General features: G+C 34.2%; 1 protein-coding gene. It reads left to right on the top strand.

The features are described from left to right. Positions 1-78 precede the first annotated feature (78 nt). On the top strand, positions 79-2707 hold a 2629-nt coding region (locus CQA44_RS11750), incomplete at its 3' end, for a hypothetical protein (protein ID WP_147289802.1).

Here is a 2707-nt window from a genome sequence, read left to right as displayed (position 1 = left end):
CATTATGATACAGTGCAAATAACAGAACTCCAAGCCAACATAGACCTTAGCCACATCGCCCAAAGTCTAAGCAAGAACATGGTAGTAAAAGCAAAAGTAGAAAATGTAAAAGCAATACTTAATGAAGGAGTAACTCCTATTTACTCACCGCAAGTATTACTAGAGTTTCGCGATTCTAATCTAAAAATTACGCCTCTTTTGGCAACATTTGCTGGCATGGACTTACATGGTTCGGAAGTAGTGGTAGCCAATATACCAACCCCTAGTGTTTATATTACATTAAATGGAAAAAATGTCCGCCTAGATTCTCATCTTAATGCACTCATTGAAAGTTATGGCATTTCACTTCCTATAACACAACAGTCATTGCCTATAAAAGCGCAGAGCAACACTCAAAGTAATAGAGAAAATCTCAAACAACAAAATTATCACATACAAGAATCTCTAGCCAATCTTGCACAACAAGCAATGCAAAATACAGAACATCTTGTTACACAAGCAATCAATAATAAGACTCTGTCTATTAACACAGATTCAACAACCTATACACAAGATTCTATGAACAACACTAGACAACACAATAATCAAGACACACTATCTCCTAAAAATAACACGCAATCTTTGCAACCAGAAGAGGCTATTCATGCCGATATTCAAAATCTTAGCACAACCAATAAAGCTGATACATCACCAAAAATTTCCTCAACCAACAATCCATACTCTCACTTTTATCAAAAGGCTTTTCAGTCAAAGTCCGGTGCAACATCTGCTAATGAGCTGCTTCTCAATCCCTCTGCTACTAGCAATGATAACACAAGCCTACACATTAAGATTGCGGTAGAACACAACAAAAAAAAATCTGAAGAATATCTTGTTTCCCTAAAAGGGATAATACAATCAAGACTAGTGAATCTTTCTCTTTTTGAAATTCCCCTACATGCCCAAAAGCTAAATGTCGTTTTAGATATTGCACCAAAACATGGTTTTGTGTATATAAATGGCAACAAGGTGCAATGGGGAGAGGTGATTAATGCAGACATTAATGCCCTACTTGACATCTATGAACAAACATTAAAGGCTAATACTTATATCCATGAAGGAAAACTTAATACCAAGAATATTGCCACCCTTAGTATCAGGGAAAAGATTCCCAAACAAGTCAATAAACACAAACTTTCATCACGCGCAAACAACCAAAACAACCTCTATATAGAATCTCCATGTGAGGATTCTCTAAATTGCGCAACACAAAATCGCGCATTAAATGACATGAATACAGACCTTGATAACACATCACAAGCAAAAGAAACCACACATTATGGAATCTACCTTAGCAATACAATCAATCCCAACGGAATAAATTCGCACAGTAATAAAGCCCTTAAAGATATGCTCGAGAAATATCACTATAAAATTTCACAAGTAAATATGCCCTTTGAACTCCACAATAATGCAACAAATTCTACTTCTACAAAATTAGATTCCAAGCTTAAAACAAACACTGACAATACCTACATAGATTCTCAAACAGAATCTGTGAATACTAAAAAAGACTCCATAAAAGAATCTCAATCCCTAACACCAAAGATGACAGACACACCTCCTGAGAATAATTCGCCAAAGCTAAAAAATACATCAATCAAAACATCTAAAAATGACGATAAGGCGAAAAATGATGAAAACGTACTCAAAGAACTCAAAAATAATCCCGTGTGGGACGAATTAAAAATAAGAAAAAAGAAAACACGTCCCTTTACCCCATTGAACAATAAAGAATTAGAATCCTTAGCCTTAAAACAAATACAACATGAGCGACAAGGAATAAACCTTGAACATGATTTTCTTCATATCAAAAACACGACAATCAATCTTTCATTATCTTTTGCTAATGATAAAATTATTTTAGACATTCCGTCATTAAGCTTACATCTCTCTTCAGATAGAGAACTCTTGATTAATGTTGGGAATCTTGAAAAAATATTACAATTTTCTCCTTTAGCTCGTTATTATGGATTAGCACACGGAAATTTTAGCTTTAAAGTTCCCTATCTAGCCAATACAATACAGAATAATACGAAGAAAAATTCTTCTACACGAAACAGTAAGAAAAAAGTATCTAGCAAGAATGCAAGCCAACATAATACAGAGGCACATACCAACAACTATTTACCCCAAGATTCAGATTCAATCAAAACAACTCAAACAATCTTGATAAATAACCCTAAGGACATCAACGCACAAGAAGACAACAAACAACCCAACAACAAAAATCAAAACAATGGTACATTCACTCTTAACCTCACACAACTAGAATACCCACTTTATACCACTTCACATCAAAAAGTTACTTCCCTTACGCTTAAGGGAGAAATTAAAGGCAATGCTCTGACTATCATAGCTAATCCTAACCTTGACTTTAAAAGTGAAGATTCACTCAGTATGCTGCGTATCAAAGGATACAGAATTGATATAGATGAAGCTTATGAATCTCAAATACCTTGTTTTGTAGAGTTATTAGCAGACAGAAAAAAAGATGATTTACCCTATTCCGAAGAAGCCATTAAACAAGAATTGCGTCTTATAGCAATTAAAAATAAATTGCGCAAAAAACTTCATGTTAATCCTATAGATTTTAATATTTTAGGTGAGGATTTACAACTTACTTTTCTAGGTTATACACTGCCTTTTGATTCGATTAACATTCGTT

The sequence above is a fragment of the Helicobacter sp. MIT 14-3879 genome (assembly GCF_003364125.1).
Note: the sequence above shows the minus strand (reverse complement) of the source record. Positions and strands in the feature narration are given on the sequence as shown.